Here is a 21829-nt window from a genome sequence, read left to right as displayed (position 1 = left end):
ACGATCATGCCTGACACCAGCAACCCCACGAGCTCCCCGAACTCCCCGTCGATCCTCGTCACCGGCGCGACCGGAAACCTCGGCCGAGAGATCGTCGACCGCCTCGCGGCCCACGGCGCGCGCGTACGGGGCCTGGCGCGCGGGCAGGCCGCCCCGCGACGCGGAGTCGACCGGGTGGTCGGCGACCTCACCGATCCCGTCGCCGTGCGCGAGGCACTCGCGGGCGTCGACGCGGTGTTCCTCATCTGGCCCCGGCTCGACACGTCCGCCGCCCACGGCCTGATCTCCGAACTCACCGCGGCAGCACCGCGTGTCGTCTACCTGTCCTCCAGCGCCGTGGACGACGAAGCCGCCCGTCAGAGCGATCCCGTCGTCCAAGTCCACGCGGACATGGAAACCCTGCTCCACGAAGCCGGTCTCCGCCCCGTCGTGCTCCGCAGCGACACGTTGGCCTCCAACACCCGTGGCTGGGCGGGCCAGTTGCGGACGCGCGACGTCGTCGCGGGCCCCGACGCGGCCCGTACCGCCGTCGTCGACGAACGCGATGTCGCCGACGCGGCCGCAGCCGTGCTGCTCGCGCCGCACGATCGACCGGACCACGGCCCGCACGTACTGACGGGACCCGAGGTGCTCAGCCGCGCCGACCAGATCGCCCACCTCGGTGCCGCCCTCCGACGCGATCTGCGCTTCCAGTCCCTTCCCGCCGACCTCGCGCGGTCACGGATGCTGGCCGACGGCCGCCCCGAGCCACTGGTGGAGGCCCTGATCACGGCCTCCGAACGCCGACCCCCGTCAGGACGCGTCACCGACCACATCGAGCGCCTCACCGGCCACCCGGCCCGTACCTTCGCGAACTGGGCCGCGGACCACGCGGCCGAGTTCGAGTCCTCGCACCAGCGCCTACCGGACGCGCCGGCCTCGGGCCGGGGGAGTGACGGTCATCACGGTCACCGAACGGAGGGCGCTGAGTAGGCTACGGGCGTCAGCAAGTGGTCAGCATCAGTCGAGGAAAACCTGACAGGAGCCGCCCAGTCCCGCGGCGCGATGTAAAGTATGGAAACAGCCCTTGACCTGCAAAAACGCAGGCAGGGAGCCTAGTTTCGGGAGTAGCTCCATGCTGCGCACCATGTTCAAGTCCAAGATCCACCGTGCCACCGTCACCCAGGCCGACCTGCACTACGTCGGATCCGTGACCATCGATGCCGATCTGCTCGACGCCGCCGATCTGCTGCCCGGCGAGCTCGTGCACATCGTCGACATCGACAACGGGGCCCGGCTCGAGACGTACGTCATCGAGGGGGAGCGGGGGTCCGGCGTCATCGGGATCAACGGGGCGGCCGCCCACCTCGTGCACCCGGGCGACCTCGTGATCATCATCAGTTACGCTCAGGTCGACGACGCCGAGGCGCGTGCGCTGCGGCCCCAGGTCGTGCACGTGGACCGGGAGAACAGGATCGTCGCGCTGGGTGCGGACCCCTCCGAGCCCGTCCCCGGCGGCGCCGACCGGCGCAGCCCCCAGGCGGTGCCCGCGGGCTGAGCGACGGCTCGGCGCGGGAGAGCCTGAACCCGAGGAGAGCCGCATGAGTCCCACGAGCACGCCGGGCGAGATCGACATCCGGGACGACCGGGAGCGGGGCCTGCTGAGCGCCCGGGCCGGCGGCCCCGACGGGCAAGTCGTCGGGCACATCCAGTACTTCGTGCTGGAGGAGCCGGAGCGGGCCCTCGTGGCGGTGCACACGATCGTGGAGCGGGAGTACGAGGGCCGGGGCATCGCCGGCTCGCTCACCCGCGAGCTGTACGCGATCGCCGCCCGCGAGGCCGTGCACGTCGTCCCGCTGTGCTCGTTCGCCGTGCGGTGGGCCGCGCGGCACCCCGGTGAGGCGCCCACCGTGTCCGACCAGCTGCGCCGCGCCGCCGAGCAGGCGCTCGCCGCCGACCCGGGAAAGTGGTGACCACCGTGCTCGTCCTGCTGCACACCTCGCCCGTGCACGTGCCCGTCTTCGAGGCGCTGCGCGACGCGCACCATCCGGGGCTCGCCCTGCGGCACGTCGTGCGCGAGGAACTCCTGGAGCGGGCCCGCGTCGCCGGGCCCGCGTCCGTCACCGAGGACCTCGGGGAACTCCTGGCCTCCGCCGCGGCCGACGGTGCCGGTGCCGTGCTGTGCACCTGCTCCTCGATCGGCGGCGTCGCCGAAGCGCTCGCCGAGGACGCGGGCCTGCCCGTGCTGCGGCTCGACCGGCCCATGGCCGCCCGTGCCGTCGCCCTCGGCCCACGCGTGACCGTCCTCGCCACCACCCACAGCACCCTGGGCCCCACCGTCGCGCTCGTCGAGGAGGAGGCGGCCCGCGCCGGCCGGCCCGTCGACGTGCGGACGGTGCTGGTGGACGGGGCGTGGGAGCTGTTCCTCGCGGGGGATCGGGTGGGGTACCTCGGCCTTGTCGCTGAGGCCCTCGACGCGATCGGGCCCGCGGACGCCGATGTCGTCGTGCTCGCCCAGGCGTCGATCGCCGACGCCGCCGACCAGGCCCGTACGACCGTGCCCGTGCTGTCCAGCCCGCGCCCCGGACTCGCCGCCGCCGCATCCGCGGCGGCACCCGCGGAGTAACCGGAGCAGGTTCGTCCGCTGCCGCGTCCGACCGGCACGGACGGCCTCCGGACAGCCACGGGGCGTCACCCCGACGCGTGGATCCGGCGGGCGTGGGCACGCGACGGGGGTGACAGTGGAAGGACCCCTGTAGAGCTCTGGAGGAACGACCATGACCCACCCGTTCCCCGACCCCGTCCCGCCCGGACCCACTCCGGGTCCCGGTCCCGGCCCCGACCGGCCGGACCCTGGCCCGCTGCCGGACCCGTTCCCGACACCGGTGCCGCGTCCGGTCCCCGGGCCGTCGCCGTCCCCGGTGCCCCCGTCCCCGGACCCCGACCCGAAACCGCCGGAGCCCGAGCCTTCGCCGGCTTAGGCCGCGTCAGGCCTCGACCTCGGTGCGGTCGCCGCCCCAGAGGGTGTGGAACGAGCCCTCGCGGTCGACGCGCCGGTAGGTGTGCGCGCCGAAGAAGTCGCGCTGGCCCTGCGTCAGCGCGGCCGGCAGCCGCTCCGCGCGCAGCGCGTCGTAGTAGGCGAGCGCCGCGGAGAAGCCCGGGGTCGGCACGCCCTGGGCGGCCGCGGTGCCGACGACCGACCGCCAGTCGTGCTGCGCCGCCGCGATCTCCTCGGCGAAACCCTTGTCGGACAGCAGCGACACCAGACCGGGATCGGCCTCGTAGGCCGCGGTGATGCGGTCCAGGAAGGCCGCCCGGATGATGCAGCCGCCGCGCCAGATCCGGGCCACCGCCCCCAGGTCGATGCCCCAGTCGTACTCCGCGCTGCCCGCCGCGATCTCGTGGAAGCCCTGCGTGTACGACACGATCTTCGAGGCGTACAGGGCCTGCTCCACGTGGTCGGCGAAGTCGGCGCGCTCCGTGTCCGCGATCGGCTCGGGGCGCGGACCTGCCAGTTCGCCGGACGCGGCCCGCAGGTCGGCGTGGCCCGACAGGGAGCGGGCGAACACCGCCTCCGCGATGCCTGACACCGGCACCCCGAGATCCAGCGCGATCTGCACGGTCCAGCGGCCGGTGCCCTTCTGCTCGGCCCGGTCCTGCACGATGTCGACGAACGGCCGGCCGGTCGCCGCGTCCACATGGGACAGCACCTCGGCCGTGATCTCGATCAGGTACGAGTCGAGCCGGCCCGTGTTCCACGTGCGGAAGACGTCCGCGATCTGCGCCGGGGTGTAGCCGCCCACGTCCCGCAGCAGCTGGTACGCCTCGCCGATGAGCTGCATGTCCGCGTACTCGATGCCGTTGTGCACCATCTTCACGAAGTGGCCCGCCCCGTCGGGGCCGACGTGCGTCACGCACGGGGCGCCGTCCTTCGCCTTCGCGGAGATCCTCTCCAGCATCGGCCCGAGCGCGGCGTACGACTCCACGCTGCCGCCCGGCATGATGCTCGGCCCGTGCAGGGCGCCCTCCTCGCCGCCGGAGACGCCCGTGCCGACGAAGTGGATGCCCTGTTCGCGCAGCTCCTTCTCGCGCCGGCGGGTGTCCGCGAAGTGCGCGTTGCCGCCGTCGACGATCATGTCGCCGGGTTCGAGCAGCGGGGCGAACTCGCCGATCACCGCGTCCGTCGCCGCACCCGCCTTCACCATGATCACGAGGCGCCGGGGACGCTCCAGCGCGGCCACGAACTCCTCGGCCGTCTCGGTCGGCACGAAGATGCCCTCCTCGCCGAACTCCGCGACGAGGTCGTGGGTGCGCGCCGCCGTGCGGTTGTGGAGGGCCACGGTGTAGCCGTTGCGGGCGAAGTTCCGCGCGAGGTTGCGGCCCATGACGGCGAGCCCCGAGACACCGATCTGCGCTGTGCTGCTGCTCATGCCTGTCGCTCCTGGATCGGGAAGGTGGCCGGATCGGAAGGTGGCCGGCCCGCCGGACGCCGCGGCCGACCCCTTCGACGGTACGTACGCGGACCGGCGCGGGCATCCCGTGCGGAGGCGGAGGTTCCTGGGGCTCTCGCCCGGTGCACAGGGTCACTCAGGGTCCAAAAGTCGCCATAGTGGCTTGGGAGTCTCTTGTCACGACTGTGCGGGAGCGGCTAATTTGCCGCTCCTACGTGTGCCCGAGAGCGGTACCAGAGGGGGCTTTCATGGCGTTACGCGGCCGGCACCGCCGGTATCAGCCGAGCCGGGTCAACCGGGCGTCGCTCACCGTGACGGTGGGCGGCGCGGGCATCGCGATCCCCCTGATAGGCGCGGGCGCCGCCGAGGCCGCCGACGCCGCGACCTGGAACAAGGTCGCCGCCTGCGAGTCCTCCGGCAACTGGAGCATCAACACGGGGAACGGCTACTACGGCGGCCTCCAGTTCACCGGCTCCACCTGGGCCGCGTACGGCGGCACGGCCTACGCGCCGCGCGCCGACCTCGCCACCCGCGACCAGCAGATCGCCGTGGCCGAGAAGGTCCTCGACGGGCAGGGCCCCGGCGCCTGGCCGGTCTGCTCGCAGCGGGCGGGCCTGGCCGGCACTCCCGAAGCCGCCCCGCCCCGCGCTCCCGAGCGGCCCCCGGTCCGCGCCGTCAAGGACGTGAAACCCGAGGTCACGCCGCAGTCCCGGGCCGGCCGCACCGAGATGTACACGGTGCTCGGCGGCGACACCCTCTCCGGCATCGCACAGACCCGCAAGGTGCCCGGCGGCTGGTCCCGGCTCTACGAGGCGAACCGCTCGACCATCGGCGCCGACCCGGACCTCATCCTGCCCGGCCAGCGACTCGCGGTACCCGGCGGGAAGGCGGCGCCCGTCGGCCCGGACCGCACGCGGAAGCCCGCGGCGCGGCCGACCGTGCCGGCGCAGACCCCGCCGCACAAGGCGAAGCCGAAGCAGCCCGGGCACCGGACGCCCGAGCACAAGAAGGCCGACCCGAAGAAGGCCGCCCCGAAGCAGACCGAGCCGAAGAAGGCCGAACACGAGAAGGCGGCGCCGCACCGGACCGCCCCGAAGAAGAAGCCCCAGGCCGAGAAGCCCGCGACGCACCGCACGAGCGGCGTCGTCGCCCCGGTCAGCGCCTCCATCGGCACCCCGTACCACGCGGCCGGCTCCTCCTGGTCGAAGGGCTACCACACCGGCGTCGACTTCGCGGTGCCCACCGGCACCTCCGTCAAGGCCGTCGCCGCAGGTCAGGTCGTGTCCGCGGGCTGGGGCGGCTCGTACGGCTACGAGGTCGTGATCAAGCACGCCGACGGCCGCTACAGCCAGTACGGGCACCTGTCCGCGCTCAGTGTGAAGAGCGGGCAGCGGGTCGTCGCCGGGCAGCGCATCGCCCGCTCCGGCTCCACGGGCAACAGCACGGGCCCGCATCTGCACTTCGAGGTGCGGACCGGGCCCGGCTTCGGCAGCGACATCGACCCGCTCGGCTATCTGCGGGCCCGCGGCGTCAGGATCTGACGTCCTGGATCCTCCGGTCGTCCCGGGGCCGCCGCGGGCGGCTCGGGCGGCCGGGGCGGTGCGGATGCTTCGGGATGTCGTCCAGCGCGGCGGGACTGTCCGGCACGACCGGGCTGTCCGGCACCACCGGGCTGTCAGGCACGACCGGGTTGCCCGGCACCACCGGGCTGTCCGGCGTCGGAGAAGCGGGCGCGGCGCCCGATGACGCCCCGTCCCGCGCCTCGGCCGCGCGCCGGTCCCGGCCGATGCGCTCCGTGGTGAGCAGGATCAGGCCGCCCGCCGCCACGACACCGCAGCCGAGCGCCAGGACGGTGCCCGCCGTGCCGTGCCGGAAGGACTCGCCGAACAGGGTGAGGCCGACGGCGGACGCCACCACCGGGTTCACGACCGTCGCCGTCGCCAGCGGGGCGGCCAGGCCCGCGCCCCGGTAGGACGCCTGGGAGAGCAGCATGCCCGTCGTCGCGAGGGCCGCGATCGCCAGCAGCGTCGTGAGCTGCTCCGGGACGCTGCCCGTCCAGTTCTCGGCGACGGACTTCGTGAAGACCGACGCCATGCCGAACGCGCCGCCCGCCCCTATGGCGAGCAGCACCGACCGCACCACCGGGTGCCGGTGCGCGGCCCGCGCCGACGTCATCAGGACCAGGACGCCCCCGGCCGTGATCAGACCGACCACGAGACGCTCCGTACCGTCCAGGGACTGCTCGGACGGGGTGCCCGTCAGCGCGAGGAGCCCCGCGAGGCCCGCCGTCGCCATGATCGCCCCGCGCCAGGCGGTCGCCCCGGCGCGGCGCCGCACCAGCAGTGCCGACATGGGCAGGGCGAGCACGATCGTGAGCGCCCCGAGCGGCTGCACGACGCTGAGCGGCCCGTACGCGAGCGCGATGACGTGCAGGAGCGCTCCCATCCCGTTCAGACAGCCCGCGCCCCACCAGGCCGGCCTGCGCAGCGGCGCGTACACCGCTTCCGGAGAGGTCTCCGCGACGCGCTCCTGCACGATCGCCCCGCCCGCGTACGCGACGGCGGAGACGAGCGACAGCAGCACGGACAGCGCCAGGGCACTCATATGGCGTCCCTGGTGGTGCGGCGCGGAGCGCGATCGGTTCTCATACCCTCCACGATCTCTCCTCCGGGCCGATCTGTCGTCCGACCACAGACGGCATCGGGTCGTACTGCCGATGGAGTACGCCGGACTCGGGGTCATCCCCAGGACGGGTGTCGCGCGGCGTAGGGGTGGCCTCCTCCTGTCGGCGGTCTTCCGCCCGCGCCCCCTATGGGTGACCATGAGGGAGCGATCCGGGCACGACGATCCGAGCGAGTGGTGGACGACCGACACGGGGGCGCGCGTGCGAGTGGGACTGCTCACGAGGGAGTACCCGCCGGACGTCTACGGCGGCGCCGGGGTCCACGTCGAGTTCCTGGCGCGCGAGCTGCGCCCGCTCGTCGACCTCGAGGTGCACACCTGGGGCGAGGGCTCCTCGGCCGGGGTCCGCCGGCACCGCGCCTGGCCCGCCCTCGACGGTGCCAACGACGCGCTGCGCACCCTCTCCGTCGACCTCGCGATGGCCGCCGCGCTCGAAGGCCGCGAGCTCGTCCACTCGCACACCTGGTACACGGCGCTCGCGGGCCACCTCGCCGCCCTGCACCTCGGCGTCCCGCACGTCATGACCGCGCACTCCCTGGAGCCGCTGCGCCCCTGGAAGGCGGAACAGCTCGGCGGCGGCTACGCCCTGTCCGCCTGGGCCGAGCGCACCGCGATCGAGGCCGCGGACGGGGTCATCGCCGTCTCCCGCGCCATGCGCGACGACATCCTCTCCTGCTATCCCGCCCTGGAGCCCAAGAAGGTCCGGGTCGTGCACAACGGCATCGACGTCTCCCTGTACCGCGCCGACCCCGGCACCGACGTCCTGCGCCGCTTCGGCATCGACCCGGAGCGCCCGTACGTCCTGTTCGTCGGCCGCATCACCCGGCAGAAGGGCGTCCCGCACCTGCTGCGCGCCGCCCGGCAGATCGCGAAGGGCGTCCAGATCGTGCTGTGCGCGGGCGCGCCGGACACGCCGGAGATCGGCCGGGAGTTCCGCGAGCTGGTCGAGGAGCTGCAGCGGACCAGGGACGGTGTGTGCTGGATCCCGTCCATGCTGCCGCGCACCGAGATCGTCCAACTCCTCACGCATGCCTCGGTGTTCGTGTGCCCGTCCGTCTACGAGCCGCTCGGCATCGTCAATCTGGAGGCGATGGCCTGCGGCACCCCCGTCGTCGCCTCCCGGGTCGGCGGCATCCCGGAGGTCGTCGCGCACGGGGAGAGCGGCCTGCTCGTCCCGTACGCGGAGCAGGACCCGGACGCCTTCGAGGCGGGCCTCGCGCGGGCGATCGACGAGACGGTCGGCGACCCGGACGCGGCCCGCCGCATGGGTGAGGCCGGACGGGAGCGGGCGGCGGCCGAGTTCGGCTGGGACGCGATCGCCCGGCGCACGGCCGAGGTGTACGAGGAGATCCTCGACGGCGCCTGAACGACAGGAGGTTGGCATGCGCGGTGGACCTTCGGTGCTCGGGATCGTACTGGCGGGAGGAGAGGGCAAGCGGCTGTTACCGCTCACCGCGGACCGGGCCAAACCCGCGGTCACCTTCGGCGGCACCTACCGGCTCGTCGACTTCGTCCTGTCGAACCTGGTGAACGGCGACATCCTGCGGATCTGCGTGCTCACCCAGTACAAGTCCCACTCGCTCGACCGGCACGTGACGACGACCTGGCGCATGTCGAGCCTGCTCGGCAACTACGTCACCCCGGTGCCCGCCCAGCAGCGGCTCGGGCCGCGCTGGTTCTCCGGCAGCGCCGACGCGATCCTGCAGTCCCTCAACCTCGTCCACGACGAACAGCCCGACTACATCGCCGTGTTCGGCGCCGACCACGTGTACCGCATGGACCCGCGCCAGATGCTCGCCCAGCACATCGAGAACGGCGCGGGCGTCACCGTCGCCGGCATCCGCGTGCCCCGTACCGAGGCCTCCCAGTTCGGCGTCATCACCCCGGCGCGCGACGGCACCCGCGTCGACTCCTTCCTGGAGAAGCCGGCCGACCCGCCGCCGCTGCCCGGCAGCCCGGGCCAGGTGTTCGCCTCGATGGGCAACTACCTGTTCACCACCAAGACCCTCGTCGACGCCCTCCAGCAGGACGCCGAGGACGGCACCTCGGCGCACGACATGGGCGGTTCCATCCTTCCCCTGCTCACCGAGCGCGGCGTCGCCCAGGTCTACGACTTCGACGGCAACCACGTGCCCGGCGAGACCGAGCGCGACCACGGCTACTGGCGCGACGTCGGCACCCTCGACGCCTACTACGAGGCCCACATGGACCTCGTCTCGGACCAGCCCGTCTTCGCCCTGGACAACCGGCGCTGGCCCATCTACACCCACCCCGGGCAACTGCCGCCCGCCCGGTTCTGCGCGGGCGGCATCGCGAGCGGCTCGATCGTCAGCCCCGGCTGCGTCATCCGCGGCCAGGTCACCCGCTCCGTGCTGTCACCGGGCGTGGAGATCGGCGACGGCGCCGTCGTCCAGGGCTCGGTCCTGCACGACAACGTGCGGATCGGCAGGGGAGCGGTGGTGCGCGGCGCCGTCCTGGACAAGAACGTCGAGGTCCCGGCCGGTGCCACGATCGGCGTCAATCCGGGACGCGACGCCGAGCTGTACACGGTGTCGAAGACCGGCGTGATCGCGCTCGGGAAGGGGCAGGCGGTGCGCTGAGCCAGGGACCCGGACCCGGCCCGGCACACGGCTTCGGGCTCGCCGGCCCGCAGATCGGCGTCCACGGCTTCGTCCCGCGCCTCACCGCTTGCGCCGGCTCGGTGCTCCGCGCCCGGTCCGACGCCCGCATGGGCTACCTGCGGCTCCCGCTTCTGGCGTTCACCCTGCCGGCGGCGGGACACCCGGGCCTGGTCGGGGCACGCGCCGCCTGGGTCGGCGGAGCACTTCTGCCACACGAGTCACACCGCGCACCATTCGGACGCGTCTTAATCAACTGTTAACTGTGTGTGCGCGGATCGTACTTGACCGTAATCGACCGATCGGGGTTGACTGCGACTCCCTTGTCCTCGACGCGAGAGCACTCCATGACTGTGCAGAGTTCGGACCTGCTCGCCCCCCTCGACCTGGCGTTCTGGAACATCGAGACCGCCGAGCACCCCATGCACCTGGGCGCGCTCGGCGTCTTCGACGGGGACGGGAAGGGCGCCGCCCGGCACGCGTACGAGCTGCTCGCCTCCCGCGCCGCCGCCGTCCCCGGGCTGCGCATGCGCCTGGCCGGGGTCCTGTTCCCCGTCGGCGGCGCCGCCCGGGTGCCCGTCCGCGACTTCGACCCGCGCGAGCACGTCCGCCTCGGCGTCCCCGTCGAGAACTTCCACGCCGCGGCCGGCGCCCTCATGGAGCGGCCGCTCGACCGGCGCAGGCCCCCGTGGGAGGCCCATGTGCTGCCCGCGGCGGACGGCTCCGGCTTCGCCGTCCTGTTCAAGTTCCACCACGCGCTCGCCGACGGCCTGCGCGCCCTCACCCTCGCCGCCGCCGTCATGGACCCGACGGACCTGCCGTTCTCCCGCGCCCCGAAACCCGAGCCGCAGCGGGGCCGCGGCCTGCGCCTGCCCTTCTCCGGAATGCGCGAGCTGACCCTCGCCGACCTCGACCCGCGCCGCTACCCCGACCACGTCCGCTCCGTCGTCGACAGCACCGCGCAGGCCCTGTCCATCGGCGCCTCCGTCGCCCGCGCCACCCTGGGCGTGCGCACCTCGCCCGCGCTCACCTCGCCCGGCAGCGGCACCCGGCGCACCGCCGGCGTCGTGCTCGACCTCGACGACGTGCACCGCATCCGCAAGACCGTCGGCGGCACCGTCAACGACGTGCTCATCGCCCTCGTCGCCGGAGCCGTACGGCGCTGGCTCGACGAGCGCGGCGACGGCAGCGAGGGCGTCGAGCCCCGCGCCCTCGTCCCCGTCTCCCGCCGCCGCCCCCGCACCGCGACCCCGCAGGGCAACCGCCTGTCGGGCTACCTCGTCCGGCTCCCCGTCGGCGAGCGCGACCCCCTGGAGCGGCTGCGCGTCGTACGGACCACCATGGACCGCCGCAAGGACCACGGCCCGAGCCGCGGCGCCGGCGCGGTCGCCCTGCTCGCCGACCACGTCCCGCCGCTCGGCCACCGCCTCGGCGGCTCCTTCGTCGGGCAGAACGCGCGGCTCCTGTTCGACCTGCTCGTCACCAGCGTCCCGCTGCCCAGCCTCGGCCTGAAGCTCGGCGGCTGCCCGCTCACCGAGGTGTTCCCGCTGGCCCCGCTCGCCCAGGGCCAGTCCCTCGCCGTCGCCGTCTCCACGTACCGGGGGCGGGTGCACTACGGACTCGTCGCCGACGGCGTCGCCGTGCCCGACCTCGACGTGCTCGCGGCGGCTCTGCGCACCGAGCTGAGGGTGCTGACCGAGGAGTGCGAGCGCGCCGCGAGCCCCGGTGACGCCGCCCGGACGTGACGTCCGTCATTTGGCCCACCCCGGTCGCCCCAGTATCCTCCGGAGCTGGCGGGATCAGCTGAGCGACCTGTAAGGTGCCGCCTTTTGGCAGCCGCGCGGCCCCTGGGCATCGCAGCGGCACGAGCGACACGAGGAACAGCAGCGGCGATGACCGTGACAGAGGACAACCAGGCCCCGACGGCGGCCGAGGCCACGGACACCGCGTACGGCCCGGGCATCGACCCCGAGCGGCTCGCCGTCTGCCTGAGCGTGCTGGACGAGCTCGACGAGCTGGACGTCGACCACCCCGACGCCATCGCCGTCCGGCGCGCCACCGCGGGCATCTACCGCACCGTGAAGCAGCGCCGCCGCCAGGAGCGCCGCGCCGCCAAGACCGCCCACGACAAGGCCGTCACCGAGGCGACCGCGACCGGCTCCGCCGAGCGCATCGACGACGAGACCGAGGGCCTGCTGCCGAGCTCGCAGACCGAGGAGGGCCGGATCGCGGGGATACTGCAGCGCCCACGCTCCTGCTACACCTGCAAGAGCCGCTACGTCGAGGTCGACTACTTCTACCACCAGCTCTGTCCGGACTGCGCCCGCGTGAACCGCGCCAAGCGCGACGTCCGCGCCGACCTGACCGGCAAGCGCGCCCTGCTCACCGGCGGCCGCGCCAAGATCGGCATGTACATCGCGCTGCGGCTGCTGCGCGACGGCGCGCACACCACCATCACGACCCGCTTCCCCAAGGACGCCATCCGCCGCTTCAAGGCGATGGAGGACTCCGCGGACTGGATCGACCGCCTGGAGGTCGTCGGCATCGACCTGCGCGACCCCGCGCAGGCCGTGGCCCTCGCCGACCAGGTCGCCGACGCGGGCCCGCTCGACATCCTGATCAACAACGCGACGCAGACCGTGCGCCGCCTGCCCTCCGCCTACGCGGCCCTCGTCGACGGCGAGAGCGCCCCGCTGCCCGCGGGCGTGCTGCCCCCGCACCACGTCATCGGCGCGTTCAACTCCGGGGCCGTCGACGGCATCGCCGCGCTGCCGCTCGGCACCAGCGGCATCGACGCCCAGCAGGTCGCCGACCTCGCGCTCGTCGCGGGCAACGCGAGCGTGGAACGGCACCTGGCCGGCACCGCCATCGACGCGGGCGGCCTCGTGCCGGACGTCGTCGACTCCAACACCTGGGTGCAGACCATCGAGCAGATCTCCCCGGTGGAGCTCCTCGAGACCCAGCTGTGCAACTACACGGCGCCGTTCATCCTCATCAGCAAGCTCCGCCCGGCCATGGCCGAGGCCGCGAAGAAGGCCGCCAGCGGACGCGCGTACGTCGTCAACGTGTCGGCGATGGAGGGCGTCTTCGGCCGCGGCTACAAGGGCGCGGGCCACCCGAACACGAACGCGGCCAAGGCCGCGATGAACATGGTGACGCGCACCAGCGCCCAGGAGATGTTCCAGTCCGACGGCATCCTCATGACGTCCGTCGACACCGGCTGGATCACCGACGAGCGCCCGCACTACGACAAGCTGCGGCTCGCCGAGGAGGGCTTCCACGCCCCGCTCGACCTGGTCGACGGCGCGGCCCGGGTCTACGACCCGGTCGTGCGCGGCGAGGCCGGCGACGACCTGTACGGCGTCTTCCTGAAGGACTACGAGCCCGGCAAGTGGTGACGCAGCTCCCGCTGCACCGCCCCGGTATCGCCACCCGGTGAGGCGGCACGCACCCGCGTGCCGCCGTCCACCAGCAGATCCGCCCCGGTGATCCACGACGCCTCGTCGGACACCAGCCAGCGCACCGCCCGCGCCACGTCGCCGGGCTCGCCGATCCGCCCGCTCGGCAGCCCGGCAGCGACGCTCTCCTCCGCGCGCTCCCACACGAACCGCGCCATCTCGGTGCGCACCAGCCCCGGCGACACCGAGTTCACCCGGACCCCGGGTCCCAGCTCGCCCGCCAGCTGAGCCGTCAGATGCAGCAGCGCCGCCTTGCTCGTCCCGTACGCGCCCACGTTCGGGCCGACGTGGGCGGCGCCCTCCGTGCACACGTTGACGACGGTGCCGCCGTGCTCGCTCATCCAGGCCCGCCACGCGCACTGCACGAGCCGCAGCGGCGCCTCCACGTTCACCGTGAACGCCGTGCGCCAGGCGTCCGGGTCGGCGTCCATCAGCGGACCGTACGGCTGGTTCGTCGCCGCGTTGTTCACCACGACGTCGAGCCGCCCGTACGCGGTCATGGCCGCCTCGGTGACCTCCCACAGATGCGCCGGATCGGCGACCGAACCGGCCACGCCGATCGCCTCGGCGCCCTCCGCGCGCAGGCCGGCGACCGCCTCGCGGACCCCGGCCGGGTCCCGCGCCGTCACGCACAACCGGGCGCCGCAGCGGGCCAGTTCCCGGGCGACCGCGAGGCCGATGCCCCGCGTGCCCCCGGTCACGACCGCCGCCCGGCCGGTCAGGGCGCCGGGCGACTCGACAGGACCTGAAGTCATGCGCGTACGGTCTCACGACCGTGCCCGTCCTGACGATGCGTCAATCGTGTTGGCTGCGTGGGAAGTTGGTGACGCGGTGGTGCGGGTGCCGGGGGAGCGGGGCGGGTCAGCGGCTGTGGGCCGGCGCCCGGAGGAGGCCCTGCGCGGCCCGCTCCAGCAGCTCGCGCCAGTCCTCCACGACCCCCGCGTCCGGACCCGCCGCCCGGCCCGCGTCGTCCGTCGCCCGGCACAGCGCCACCGCGTCCCGCGCCAGCGGATCGGCCTCGAACGCGGCCGCCTCGCCCGGACTCATCGCCCCGCCCCACGACCCGGATCCCGCCGGGGCGGCGCCGGGCTCGACCGCCGCCAGATAGCGGCGCGCCGCTTCGCGCAGCCGCACCAGACGGGCCACCCGGTCACCGAGCAGCCCGCGCACGGCCTCGGTGTCCGGGGCCGCCCGCCCCGGGTCGCCGACCAGGCCGTGCACGAGGCCGGCGAGCTGTAGCTCCTTGTCGCTGGGGTGCGCGCGGCGCAGCAGCGCCGCCGTCCGCAGCGCGTGCTCGGGGCCGCAGGCGCGCAGCGCCGCCATCAGCTCCTCGACGGTGCGCGGTTCGAAGCGGTGCGGGGACGGCATGGTGACTCCTCCCGAAGGTCTTCCGGTGGTCGTCCCCCAGCGGACCATGGACACCTGACGGACCGGTCAACGGGACGTTAACGGTCCGTCCTCCGCGTGGGGCACAATGGCGCGCATGCCCCGCACCGTCCCCCGCACCCGTGTGCTGTGGGGCGTCGTGCTCGTCGGGCTGCTCCTGTCCGTACTCGGTGCTCAGCACTGCGCCCGGTCCTTCGCCTCGGCCGCGCCCGGGGCCGCCGAGGTCCGCGTGAGCCAGCAGGTGTCGCCGACAGTCCCGGGCTGCGACCCGGCACGGCAGCACGCCCCCGACGACCGGCAGGGCCTGCCGCAGCGCGGCACCGCCGCGCACGAACTCCTCGCGCCGCTCGCGCACGAGCACGGCCGGGGCTCCGCCGCGCCGCTCGACGCGCTCGTACCCCGTACACCGGACGGCCGCGCCCCGCCCCCGGCCGACGCGCCGTCACCCGTCGAACTGTCCGTCCTGCGCGTGTAGCCGACGCCCCGGGCCGCTTCGGCCTGCCCGGAACCTGTCGCACCGTCACCTCCTCACCACGCAAGGACCTTTCGGCATGCCCGAGAAGAAGACCGCCCGTCCCCTCGCGATCGGCGCCGGCGTCGCCGTGGCCGCCGCCCTGCTCGGCCTCGTCTCCTACACCGCCACCAAGCCCGAGCCGCGCGACGCCGGAAGCACCGGCAGCGCCGCGACCGTCGAGCAGGGGCCCGACGACGAGACCACCCGGGCGCTCGTGAAGCTCGCCCGCCGCGAGACGAAGGACCCGCTGGCGCAGGGCCGCGCCGACGCGCCCGTCGTCATCGTCGAGTACGCCGACTTCCGGTGCGGCTACTGCGGCAAGTTCGCCCGCGACACCGAGCCCGGCCTCGTGAAGAAGTACGTCGAGGACGGCACCCTGCGCATCGAGTGGCGCAACTTCCCCATCTTCGGCGCCGAGTCCGAGACCGCGGCGCGCGCCGCCTGGGCCGCCGGACAGCAGGACCGCTTCTGGCAGTTCCATGCGGCCGCCTACGCCGAGGGCGCCAAGGAGAAGGGCTTCGGCGCGGGCCGACTCGACACGCTCGCCCGGGAGGCCGGGGTGAAGGACCTCGACCGGTTCCGCCGCGACCTCGCCGGCGAACAGGCCCACGCCGCCGTCAAGAAGGACCAGGACGAGGCCTACAGCCTGGGCGCCACCTCGACGCCCTCCTTCCTGATCAACGGTCAGCCGATCGCGGGCGCCCAGCCCGACACGGTCTTCGAGCAGGCTATCGAGACAGCCAAGGCGCAGGCGGACAAGAAGGCGCGGGATGCCAAGTGAGCGACATCGGCTATCTCGCGGCGTTCCTCGGCGGCCTGCTCGCCCTGCTCAGCCCGTGCAGCGCGCTGCTGCTCCCCGCGTTCTTCGCGTACTCGATCGACAGCCCCACCCGGCTCGTCGCCCGCACCGGCGTCTTCTACCTCGGCCTCGCCACGACCCTGGTCCCGCTCGGCGCCGCCGGCTCGTACGCCGGACGCTTCTTCTACGGCCACCGGGACCTGCTCGTCACGATCGGGGGCTGGACCGTCATCGCGCTCGGGGTGCTCCAGGTCGCGGGGCGCGGCTTCACCTCCCGGCGGCTCACCGAGCTCACCGGCAGCATCTGCCCCACGACCGCCCTGTCCGTCTACGCGCTCGGCGCCGTCTACGGGCTCGCCGGTTTCTGCGCGGGCCCGATCCTCGGCAGCGTCCTGACGGTCGCCGCGCTCGGCGGGCACCCCGTGTACGGCGGGATCCTGCTCGCGGTCTACGCCCTCGGCATGGCCGTGCCGCTGTTCCTGCTCGCGCTGCTGTGGGAGCGGTTCGACCTCGGCCGGCGCCGGTTCCTGCGCGGGCGGGCCGTACGCATCGGCCGCTTCGAGACCCACTCGACCTCGCTCGTCTCGGGCCTCTTCTTCCTCGTGCTCGGCACCCTGTTCCTGGTGTTCGACGGGGCGACGGCGCTGCCCGGACTGCTGGACGTGGACGACTCGTTCGCCGTCGAGCAGTGGGCCCGGACGGTCGGCGGGCACGTCCCGGACGCGGCGCTGCTCGTCGCGGCCGTCGCCGTGGTGGGCGTGGTGCTCGTGGTCCGGGCCTGGCGCGGCCGGACACCCACCGTGAGCGAGGGGGACGAACCCCGCGAGGACGTGAACACGGCGGACCCGGCGGCCGTATCTTCCCGTACCACCATGTAGCTCGCCGCACCGGCGGGCCGACGCCGGTCACCGGGAGGCCCGCTTGCGTCGCGTCAACGGCACCGCACTGATCATCGCCGCACTCCTCGCCACCGTAGGGGCCCTGGCGTTCCCGATCTGGTCGTACGCCGACCGGTCGGGGACGGGGCAGGCGAATCTGGACGCCGGCACCGTGGCCACCCGGTGGGGCCCGCTGTCCGCGACGGACCGGGACTTCATCGTGAAGGTCCGGCTCGCGGGCCTCTGGGAGATCCCCGCGGGACAGCAGGCCATGGAGCGGGCGCCGACGCGGGCCGTGCGCGAGGCGGGGGACCACCTCGTCGTCGGCCACACCGATCTCGACCAGCGGGTGCGGTCGGTCGCGGCACGCCTCGGCGTGGAGCTGCCGAGCCAGCCCAACGCGCAGCAGCAGGGCTGGCTGGCTCAGCTGAGCGCGGCGAGCGGCAAGGACTATGAGCGGAAGTTCGCCAATCTGCTGCGCGACTCCCACGGCAAGGTGTTCGCGCTGATCGCCCAGGTCCGCCACACGACCCGCAACACGCTCGTGCGGGAGCTCGCCACGGACGCCAACCAGACCGTGCTCGACCACATCACCATGCTGGAGAACACCGGTGACGTGGACTTCGACGCCCTCGCGAACGAGGCGGCGGGCACCGCGACGGCCAGCCCGACCGGCCCGCCCCCGCCGGACGGCAGGGCCCCGGAAGGACCGGCTCCGGCCGCCGGACCCACCGGTTCCCCGGAGGCGACCTCGCGGCCCTCGGCCCAGCCGACGGACGAGCCGGGCCGCACCATCGACACCGACCGCCCCGCGCCCACCTCCTGAAACGCCCATGTCGGGCTGTGGCGGAAAGAACAGGAAAAAGCAGTCGCGCCTGAACGGTCGGTCATGGCTGAATGAATTCACGTAAACCTCTCAGGTACGTAAAATCTTCAGCCCCGGTGAGCGGACCCGCGCTCATATGGTTAGGCTGTAGCCGGACGGTCACCGCAAGTGGGTCCCACCCGACCCAGGAGACCGTCCAGGAAGAGGCCGATCACCACAGGCCGATTTCACCAGCGACACCGGCGCCACCGCGCCCGAACTGGCCTTCCACTCAAGCCCGATCGGGTGTCCAGTGCCCCGCGTGAAGCTGGGCCGGTCATGCCGGTAAGGGTTACCCCGACACACAAGGAGTGCGCGGTGACACCAGAGAAGACGACGCGAGAGCAACGCCCGAAGGATCGAGCGGACCGGGCCGGCCGACGGCCGGAACGCCTCGGCAGCCTCGAGGTCTGGGCCCGGTCGGCCCCGATCCGACTCGCGGGCTACGAGGAGGATCTCGCCGAGCCGCACATCCTGCCCAGCGTCGACTGAGTCCGACGCCACGGCTCGAGAGAAGTGAATCGCCGTCCGCGCCTCCCTGACCGGAGGCGCGGGCCGACGTGTGTCCGGGGCCGTGCGACTCGCGCGCCGAGACGCGCCGAACATCCGATGTGTCCCCGGCGGCCGTGCCAGGATGTCCAAGTATTCACCGGGGATGTCCATGGACCGATGATCCGGGGTGCGGGAATCCTCGGATCTCATGTTGACCGAGTCGCGTACGAAACCGCCCGCGGGGCGTCGGGGACCGCGCATCGTCGGCGCCGCCCTGGCCCTCCTCGTCGCGGCGCTCCCCGTCACCGCCGCCCACGCCGCACCGCGTGCCGAGGAAGCCGCCCCGCAGACCCTCCCGGCCCTCTCCGACTGGACCGCCGAGCAGGGCACCTACACCTTCGGCGACCGGACCAGGCTCGTCGCCGACGACACCGCGTCCCGGCGCGTGGCCCGCACTCTCGCCGGCGACCTGCGCGCGTCCGGCCACGGCACCGTGCCCGTCACCGACGGCCCCGCGAGGGCCGGTGACATCGTCGTCGACGTGGCCCCCGGCCAGGAACGGCTCGGCGCCGAGGGCTACGAGCTGCGGGCCGGGCAGCGCCTGGAGATCACCGGCGCCGCCGAGACCGGCGCGTTCTACGGCACCCGCACCCTCCTCCAGCTCCTCGCCCGGGGCGACAGGATCCCGGCCGGGCGGACCGTCGACCTGCCCCGTTACGAGGAGCGCGGCGTCGGCGTCTGCGCCTGCTACGTGCACATCTCCACCGACTGGCTGGAGAACCTCGTCCGCGACATGGCGTACCGCAAGCTCAACCAGCTGCTCCTCGAGATCAAGGTCAAGAGCGAGAAGCACCCCGAGGCGAACACCTGGGGCTACTACACCAAGGACGAGATCCGCCGGCTCGTCGCGCTCGGCGAGAAGTACCACGTCACGATCGTCCCCGAGATCAACTCACCCGGGCACATGGACCCGTGGATCGAGAACCGCCCCGACCTCCAGCTCGTCGACACCGACGGTAAGGCCCAGCCCTCCCGCCTCGACATCACCAAGCCCGAGGCCTTCGCCTACTACAAGAGCCTCGTCGACGAGTACGCGGACGTCTTCCCCGCCCGCTGGTGGCACATGGGCGCCGACGAGTACATGCTCGGCTCCGACTTCGCCAAGTACCCGCACGTCCTGGAGTACGCGCGCGAGAAGTACGGCCCGGGCGCCACGCCCCAGGACGCGTTCATCGACTTCGTCAACCGCGTCGAGGCCTACGCGCGGAGCAAGGGCAAGGCCCTGCGCATCTGGAACGACGGCCTGACCGGCGCCAACACCGTGCCCGTCACGCCCGGCACCACCGTCGAGCACTGGCTGAACGTCAAGGTCAAGCCCAGCACCCTCATCGCCCAGGGGTATCCGGTGATGAACGCCGCCTACTCGCTCTACCTCGTGCGCGGCGGCTTCCACACCAACACCCGCAAGCTCTACGACGAGCAGTGGGACCCGCGCAGCTTCGAGGGCGAGAAGCTGACCTCCGCCAAGGGGATCACCGGAGCCAAGATCAGCCTCTGGCCCGACAACGGCCGCGGCGAGACCGAGAACGAGGTCGCCAAGGCCGCGGCCCCGGCCCTCGCCCACATCGCCCAGGTCACCTGGGGCGCCGCCCACCCCGACACCGACTACGACGCCTTCACCGCCCGCGCCGCCGCGGTCGGCGCCGCGCCCGGCGTGCGCGACCTGACCCGCGTCCCCGTCGCCGACGGCACGTACACGCTCGCCGACCGCAGCGGACGCACCGCCGCCCGCACGGTCCGCGTCACCCGCACCGCCGACGGCTACGCCACCCTCACCGACACCACGTCCGGGGCCTGTCTGGAGACCCGCAGCGGCAAGCTCACGCTCAACGTGCCGCTGCAGCCGGGCTCCGCCGCCACCTGGGAGACCTGCGACCCGCGGAACACCCTCCAGCGCTGGCAGCTCACCCGCGCACCGGGCGGCCTCACGCTCACCAACGCCATCACCCGCATGACGCTCGACGCCGGCCCCGACGGCCGCCTCGTGCAGTACCCGCCGGACCAGGAGACCCCCACGACCTGGACCCTCACCCAGGGCTGAGCGGATCCAGGCCGCAACGAAAGGGACCCACCCCGCATGGCACTCAGCAGACGGCACCTCCTGTTCGCCGCGACGGCCACCGCCGCCGTCGCCACGACCGGCCTGCCCGCGTCCGTCGCCTCCGCGGCGACCCCGCGCGGCGCCGCCGAACCCCACTACCGGATCCCCGTGAGCCCCGACGACACCCTCGACGAACTCGTCGCCAAGGCGTCCCAGGTGCGGCCCACAGCCCGCCAGATCGCCTGGCAGGGCCTGGAGAAGACCGCGTTCCTGCACTTCGGCGTCAACACCTTCACCGGCCTCGAATGGGGCATCGGCGACGAGGACCCGGAGATCTTCCAGCCCACCGGACTCGACACCGACCAGTGGGCCCGCGCCCTCGCCGACGGCGGCTTCAAGCTCGCCATCCTCACCGTCAAGCACCACGACGGCTTCGTCCTCTACCCGTCCCGGTACACGGGCCACAGCGTCCGCTCCAGCAGCTGGCGCGGCGGCGAGGGCGACGTCCTGCGCGACTTCGCCGCGTCCATGCGCCGCCACGGCATCAAGGTCGGCGTCTACGTCTCGCCCGCCGACGAGAACCAGTACCTCGACGGCGTCTACGCCAACGGCAGCGCCCGCTCCACCCGCACGATCCCCGCGCTCGTCGACGGCGACGACCGCGCCGGACGCGACCTGCCCACCTACGAGCTCGACGCCACCGACTACGGCGCCCACATGCTCAACCAGCTCTACGAGGTGCTCACCGAGTACGGGCCCGTCGACGAGGTCTGGTTCGACGGATCGCAGGGCCGGATCCCGCCGGACAAGGTCGAGAAGTACGACTGGGACAGCTGGTACGCGCTGATCCGCGCACTCGCCCCGGACGCCTCGATCGCCGTGTCCGGGCCCGACGTCCGCTGGGTCGGCAACGAGGGCGGACTGGCCCGCGAGAACGAGTGGAGCGTCATCCCGGTCAAGGACACCGGCAACGGCAAGTACGACTACGCGCTGCGCTACGACGCGCCGGACGACGGAAGCCGCGACGCGCTCCTGGAGGCCCGCACCAAGGCCGCCTGTCTCCAGTGGTGGCCCGCCGAGTGCGACGTGTCGATCCGGCCCGGCTGGTTCTACCACGCCGACCAGCAGCCCAAGTCGGTCGCGCAGCTCACCGACATCTGGTTCCGCTCGGTGGGCCGCGGCGCCGTGCTGCTGCTCAACGTGCCGCCGGACACGAACGGCCTGCTCCCGGCCGCCGACGTCACCCGGCTCAGGGAGTTCCGCGAGCGCACCGACCGCGAGCTGCCGGGCGACCTCGCGCGGGACGCGAAGGTCACCGTCGACGACGCGGGCACCCGCACCGTCGACCTCGGCCGCCCGACCGCCGTGGACCGGATCCGGCTCGCGGAGGACATCCGGCACGGCCAGCAGATCGAGAGCTTCGTCGTCGAGGCCGAGGGTGACGGCGGCTGGACCGCCGTCACCGGCGCGGGCACCGTCGGCGCCGCCCGCATCCTCGCGCTCACCGCACCGGTCACGGCCCGCCGCTTCCGGCTGCGGATCACCCAGGCGCGGGCCGACGTCCACCTCGCACGGTTCGAACTGCACAAGTCGCGGATCTGACCGC

Annotated in this window: 20 protein-coding genes; 16 read left to right on the top strand and 4 right to left on the bottom strand. The window is 73.3% G+C overall.

Features of this window, described 5'->3' with window-relative positions; all coding sequences use genetic code 11:
* Positions 1-6: 6 nt before the first annotated feature.
* The 4 genes from ACIBTU_RS17820 (at position 7) to ACIBTU_RS17805 (ending at position 2605) form a co-directional block, all read left to right on the top strand.
* Positions 7-972 carry an SDR family oxidoreductase gene (locus ACIBTU_RS17820; RefSeq protein WP_399127175.1) on the top strand — a complete coding sequence of 322 codons (966 nt, stop codon included), beginning with the start codon at positions 7-9 and terminating at the stop codon, positions 970-972.
* 142 nt (positions 973-1114) lie between these two features.
* The gene (gene panD, locus ACIBTU_RS17815) at positions 1115-1537 is read left to right on the top strand and encodes an aspartate 1-decarboxylase (RefSeq protein ID WP_399127174.1); all 423 of its coding nucleotides are present in this window, start codon (positions 1115-1117) and stop codon (positions 1535-1537) included.
* Between the two features lie 43 nt (positions 1538-1580).
* Positions 1581-1952: a GNAT family N-acetyltransferase gene (locus ACIBTU_RS17810; protein ID WP_399127173.1), complete on the top strand. Its 372-nt coding sequence runs from the start codon at positions 1581-1583 to the stop codon at positions 1950-1952.
* Positions 1953-1957: 5 nt separating this feature from the next.
* On the top strand, positions 1958-2605 hold the full coding sequence (locus ACIBTU_RS17805; protein ID WP_399127377.1) for an aspartate/glutamate racemase family protein: 648 nt from the start codon (positions 1958-1960) through the stop codon (positions 2603-2605).
* Positions 2606-2966: 361 nt separating this feature from the next.
* Here the strand turns inward: ACIBTU_RS17805 and gndA are convergent, their stop codons facing one another.
* A complete protein-coding gene (gene gndA / locus ACIBTU_RS17800) occupies positions 2967-4409 on the bottom strand; it encodes an NADP-dependent phosphogluconate dehydrogenase (RefSeq protein ID WP_399127172.1) in 1443 nt (480 codons plus the stop codon).
* Between the two features lie 269 nt (positions 4410-4678).
* On the opposite strand from gndA, the gene ACIBTU_RS17795 reads away from it, so the two are divergent.
* On the top strand, positions 4679-5971 hold the full coding sequence (locus tag ACIBTU_RS17795; RefSeq protein WP_399127171.1) for a transglycosylase family protein: 1293 nt from the start codon (positions 4679-4681) through the stop codon (positions 5969-5971).
* Here the strand turns inward: ACIBTU_RS17795 and ACIBTU_RS17790 are convergent.
* Positions 5961-7034 (bottom strand): DMT family transporter, encoded by a 1074-nt coding sequence (locus tag ACIBTU_RS17790; RefSeq protein ID WP_399127170.1) that lies wholly within the window; start codon positions 7032-7034, stop codon positions 5961-5963. The genes ACIBTU_RS17795 and ACIBTU_RS17790 overlap by 11 nt on opposite strands.
* Positions 7035-7314: 280 nt before the next feature.
* Between ACIBTU_RS17790 and glgA the strand changes: the two genes are divergently transcribed.
* The 4 genes from glgA to ACIBTU_RS17770 all read left to right on the top strand — a co-directional run bounded on the left by glgA (position 7315) and on the right by ACIBTU_RS17770 (position 13128).
* On the top strand, positions 7315-8478 hold the full coding sequence (gene glgA / locus ACIBTU_RS17785; RefSeq protein WP_399127376.1) for a glycogen synthase: 1164 nt from the start codon (positions 7315-7317) through the stop codon (positions 8476-8478).
* A gap of 16 nt (positions 8479-8494) precedes the next feature.
* A complete protein-coding gene (glgC, locus tag ACIBTU_RS17780) occupies positions 8495-9712 on the top strand; it encodes a glucose-1-phosphate adenylyltransferase (protein WP_399127169.1) in 1218 nt (405 codons plus the stop codon).
* A gap of 365 nt (positions 9713-10077) precedes the next feature.
* Positions 10078-11475, top strand: coding sequence for a wax ester/triacylglycerol synthase family O-acyltransferase (locus tag ACIBTU_RS17775; RefSeq protein ID WP_399127168.1), 1398 nt, complete (start codon positions 10078-10080; stop codon positions 11473-11475).
* A 147-nt stretch (positions 11476-11622) separates the two neighbouring features.
* Complete coding sequence (locus tag ACIBTU_RS17770) at positions 11623-13128, top strand: SDR family NAD(P)-dependent oxidoreductase (protein ID WP_399127167.1); 1506 nt, start codon at positions 11623-11625, stop codon at positions 13126-13128.
* Here ACIBTU_RS17770 and ACIBTU_RS17765 read toward each other — a convergent pair.
* Complete coding sequence (locus ACIBTU_RS17765) at positions 13107-13943, bottom strand: SDR family oxidoreductase (protein WP_399127165.1); 837 nt, start codon at positions 13941-13943, stop codon at positions 13107-13109. The genes ACIBTU_RS17770 and ACIBTU_RS17765 overlap by 22 nt on opposite strands.
* A 106-nt stretch (positions 13944-14049) precedes the next feature.
* Complete coding sequence (locus ACIBTU_RS17760) at positions 14050-14556, bottom strand: metal-dependent phosphohydrolase (protein ID WP_399127163.1); 507 nt, start codon at positions 14554-14556, stop codon at positions 14050-14052.
* 115 nt (positions 14557-14671) lie between these two features.
* Here ACIBTU_RS17760 and ACIBTU_RS17755 point away from each other — a divergent pair, with 115 nt between their 5' ends.
* The 7 genes from ACIBTU_RS17755 to ACIBTU_RS17725 all read left to right on the top strand — a co-directional run bounded on the left by ACIBTU_RS17755 (position 14672) and on the right by ACIBTU_RS17725 (position 21825).
* Positions 14672-15049: a hypothetical protein gene (locus ACIBTU_RS17755; protein ID WP_399127161.1), complete on the top strand. Its 378-nt coding sequence runs from the start codon at positions 14672-14674 to the stop codon at positions 15047-15049.
* 76 nt (positions 15050-15125) lie between these two features.
* Positions 15126-15869, top strand: coding sequence for a DsbA family protein (locus tag ACIBTU_RS17750; RefSeq protein WP_399127160.1), 744 nt, complete (start codon positions 15126-15128; stop codon positions 15867-15869).
* Positions 15866-16765, top strand: coding sequence for a cytochrome c biogenesis CcdA family protein (locus ACIBTU_RS17745; protein ID WP_399127158.1), 900 nt, complete (start codon positions 15866-15868; stop codon positions 16763-16765). Before ACIBTU_RS17750 ends, ACIBTU_RS17745 begins: the two co-directional genes overlap by 4 nt.
* A 43-nt stretch (positions 16766-16808) precedes the next feature.
* On the top strand, positions 16809-17591 hold the full coding sequence (locus ACIBTU_RS17740; protein WP_399127156.1) for a DUF4142 domain-containing protein: 783 nt from the start codon (positions 16809-16811) through the stop codon (positions 17589-17591).
* A gap of 357 nt (positions 17592-17948) precedes the next feature.
* A complete protein-coding gene (locus tag ACIBTU_RS17735; protein WP_188335693.1) occupies positions 17949-18122 on the top strand; it encodes a hypothetical protein in 174 nt (57 codons plus the stop codon).
* A gap of 208 nt (positions 18123-18330) precedes the next feature.
* On the top strand, positions 18331-20223 hold the full coding sequence (locus ACIBTU_RS17730) for a family 20 glycosylhydrolase (RefSeq protein ID WP_399127154.1): 1893 nt from the start codon (positions 18331-18333) through the stop codon (positions 20221-20223).
* A 36-nt stretch (positions 20224-20259) separates the two neighbouring features.
* Positions 20260-21825 carry an alpha-L-fucosidase gene (locus tag ACIBTU_RS17725; RefSeq protein WP_399127153.1) on the top strand — a complete coding sequence of 522 codons (1566 nt, stop codon included), beginning with the start codon at positions 20260-20262 and terminating at the stop codon, positions 21823-21825.
* Positions 21826-21829 lie beyond the last annotated feature (4 nt).

This window comes from Streptomyces sp. NPDC050145 (assembly GCF_044460245.1).
Classification (GTDB): Bacteria; Actinomycetota; Actinomycetes; order Streptomycetales; family Streptomycetaceae; genus Streptomyces.
The sequence above is the reverse complement of the archived record's forward strand: the minus strand, read 5'-3'. Positions and strand labels throughout refer to the sequence as shown.